This is a genomic window from Pseudoteredinibacter isoporae (genome assembly GCF_040372805.1).
Lineage (GTDB): Bacteria > Pseudomonadota > Gammaproteobacteria > Pseudomonadales > Cellvibrionaceae > Pseudoteredinibacter > Pseudoteredinibacter isoporae_A.
This window is the reverse complement of sequence record NZ_BAABWJ010000019.1, coordinates 1-3,438: the sequence shown is the minus strand read 5'-3', so window position 1 is coordinate 3,438 and position 3,438 is coordinate 1. Positions and strand designations below refer to the sequence as shown.

Below are 3,438 nucleotides of genomic sequence, written 5' to 3'. Positions count from 1 at the left end.
TTTACTTCTGATTTTTACAATCAGACGTTCTTTAACAAGGTGGAAAGTAAAGTTGTAATACTGCAAATTAATTGACGAGTATGTAACAAAGTCTATCTGACTAATTACCATACCTGTCCGGCGAATTTATTGTTTTTACAAATCATGAGATCCAGTGTTATTTAGTTCGGTCTGGACTGAATAACATTTATCGAAATTTTGTAAGTCGTGCACATTCAGTTGCTTGAGTTATATGGTCAAGCGACTAAGCGCATACGGTGGATGCCTTGGCAGACAGAGGCGATGAAGGACGTAGGAGCCTGCGATAAGGCTAGGGGAGCTGGCAAACACGCTTTGATCCTAGCATTTCCGAATGGGGAAACCCACCTCTTTTAGAGGTATCACATACTGAATACATAGGTATGTGAGGCGAACCTGGGGAACTGAAACATCTAAGTACCCAGAGGAAAAGAAATCAACCGAGATTCCCTTAGTAGCGGCGAGCGAACGGGGATTAGCCCTTAAGCAATTTGTGTTTTAGTGGAACCTTCTGGAAAGTTGGGCGATACAGGGTGATAGCCCCGTACACGAAAAGGCACTTGTTGTGAAATCGAGTAGGTCGGGACACGTGATATCCTGACTGAACATGGGGGGACCATCCTCCAAGGCTAAATACTCCTGTCTGACCGATAGTGAACCAGTACCGTGAGGGAAAGGCGAAAAGAACCCCTGTGAGGGGAGTGAAATAGAACCTGAAACCGTATGCGTACAAGCAGTGGGAGCAGACTTGTTCTGTGACCGCGTACCTTTTGTATAATGGGTCAGCGACTTATTGTCAGTGGCAAGGTTAACCGTTTAGGGGAGCCGTAGGGAAACCGAGTCTTAATAGGGCGTCTAGTCGCTGGCAATAGACCCGAAACCGAGCGATCTATCCATGGCCAGGGTGAAGGTTAGGTAACACTGACTGGAGGCCCGAACCCACGTATGTTGAAAAATGCGGGGATGAGCTGTGGATCGGAGTGAAAGGCTAATCAAGCTCGGAGATAGCTGGTTCTCCCCGAAATCTATTTAGGTAGAGCCTCATGTATCACCACTGGGGGTAGAGCACTGTTAAGGCTAGGGGGTCATCCCGACTTACCAACCCTTTGCAAACTCCGAATACCAGTGAGTGCAATCATGGGAGACACACTATGGGTGCTAACGTCCATAGTGGAAAGGGAAACAACCCAGACCGCCAGCTAAGGTCCCTAATACCAATTAAGTGGGAAACGATGTGGGAAGGCCCAGACAGCTAGGAGGTTGGCTTAGAAGCAGCCATCCTTTAAAGAAAGCGTAATAGCTCACTAGTCGAGTCGGCCTGCGCGGAAGATGTAACGGGGCTAAATTGGTAACCGAAGCTGCGGCTGCTCTTAGGAGCAGGGTAGGGGAGCGTTCTGTAAGCGGCTGAAGGTGTGCTGTGAGGCATGCTGGACGTATCAGAAGTGCGAATGCTGACATGAGTAACGATAAGGGGAGTGAAAAACTCCCCCGCCGGAAGACCAAGGGTTCCTGTCCAACGCTAATCGGGACAGGGTTAGTCGACCCCTAAGGCGAGGCCGAAAGGCGTAGTCGATGGGAAACAGGTTAATATTCCTGTACCTCTTATAACTGCGATGGAGGGACGGAGAAGGCTAAACTAGCGCGGCGTTGGTTGTCCGCGTTTAAGGTTGTAGGCTGAGATCTTAGGCAAATCCGGGATCTTAAGGCTGAGAGCTGATGACGAGACTCATTTATGAGTTGAAGTAGTTGATGCCATGCTTCCAAGAAAAGCTTCTAAGCTTCAGGTTATAAGGGATCGTACCCCAAACCGACACAGGTGGTCAGGTAGAGAATACTAAGGCGCTTGAGAGAACTCGGGTGAAGGAACTAGGCAAAATGGTACCGTAACTTCGGGAGAAGGTACGCCGCTGACGGTGATCGGACTTGCTCCGTAAGCTGTTGGTGGCCGAAGTGACCAGGTGGCTGCAACTGTTTATTAAAAACATAGCACTCTGCAAACACGTAAGTGGACGTATAGGGTGTGACGCCTGCCCGGTGCCGGAAGGTTAATTGATGGGGTTAGCACTTGTGCGAAGCTCTTGATCGAAGCCCCGGTAAACGGCGGCCGTAACTATAACGGTCCTAAGGTAGCGAAATTCCTTGTCGGGTAAGTTCCGACCTGCACGAATGGCGTAATGATGGCCACGCTGTCTCCACCCGAGACTCAGTGAAATTGAACTCGCAGTTAAGATGCTGTGTTCCCGCGGCTAGACGGAAAGACCCCGTGAACCTTTACTACAGCTTGACACTGAACTTTGAGCCTACTTGTGTAGGATAGCTGGGAGGCTTTGAAACTTAGTCGCTAGATTAAGTGGAGCCAATCTTGAAATACCAGCCTGGTATGTTTGAGGTTCTAACGTAGGTCCCTTATCGGGATTGCAGACAGTGTCTGGTGGGTAGTTTGACTGGGGCGGTCTCCTCCCAAAGAGTAACGGAGGAGCACGAAGGTACCCTAATCATGGTCGGAAATCATGAGTTTAGTGCAATGGCATAAGGGTGCTTGACTGAGAGACTGACACGTCGATCAGGTACGAAAGTAGGTCATAGTGATCCGGTGGTTCTGTATGGAAGGGCCATCGCTCAACGGATAAAAGGTACTCCGGGGATAACAGGCTGATACCGCCCAAGAGTTCACATCGACGGCGGTGTTTGGCACCTCGATGTCGGCTCATCACATCCTGGGGCTGAAGCCGGTCCCAAGGGTATGGCTGTTCGCCATTTAAAGTGGTACGCGAGCTGGGTTTAGAACGTCGTGAGACAGTTCGGTCCCTATCTGCCGTGGGCGTTGGAAAATTGAGAAGAGCTGCTCCTAGTACGAGAGGACCGGAGTGGACGAACCTCTGGTGTTCCGGTTGTTTCGCCAGAAGCATTGCCGGGTAGCTACGTTCGGACGGGATAACCGCTGAAAGCATCTAAGCGGGAAGCCTCCTTCAAGATAAGTTTTCCCTGGGAATTTAATTCCCCTAAAGGGCCGTTAAAGACTATGACGTTGATAGGCTGGGTGTGGAAGCGTTGTAAGGCGTTGAGCTAACCAGTACTAATTGCCCGTGAGGCTTGACCATATAACTGAGGCTACTGAATGTGGCTGAGGATAGGTATGGCTAGAGTCGAGATAGACGACGACATACACAATCGCAATTAATTTGTAACAACTTTACTGACCACCACCCTATTTGAGTGAGTGCGGCATAGATCTGATATCTAATAAGACCAACCATGAACTCATACCAGTTTGCTTGACGACCATAGCGAGTTGGAACCACCTGATCCCATCCCGAACTCAGAAGTGAAACGACTCAGCGCCGATGGTAGTGTGGGGATTCCCCATGTGAGAGTAGGTCATCGTCAAGCTTTTATTCCGAAACCCCTGTTGGATATCCA

General features: G+C 49.6%; 2 rRNA genes. Both read left to right on the top strand.

The features are described from left to right. Nucleotides 1-234 precede the first annotated feature (234 nt). Nucleotides 235-3,119 (top strand): 23S ribosomal RNA (locus ABWW03_RS19830). A gap of 173 nt (nt 3,120-3,292) precedes the next feature. Further along, a 5S ribosomal RNA gene (gene rrf / locus ABWW03_RS19825) occupies nt 3,293-3,408 on the top strand. Nucleotides 3,409-3,438 lie beyond the last annotated feature (30 nt).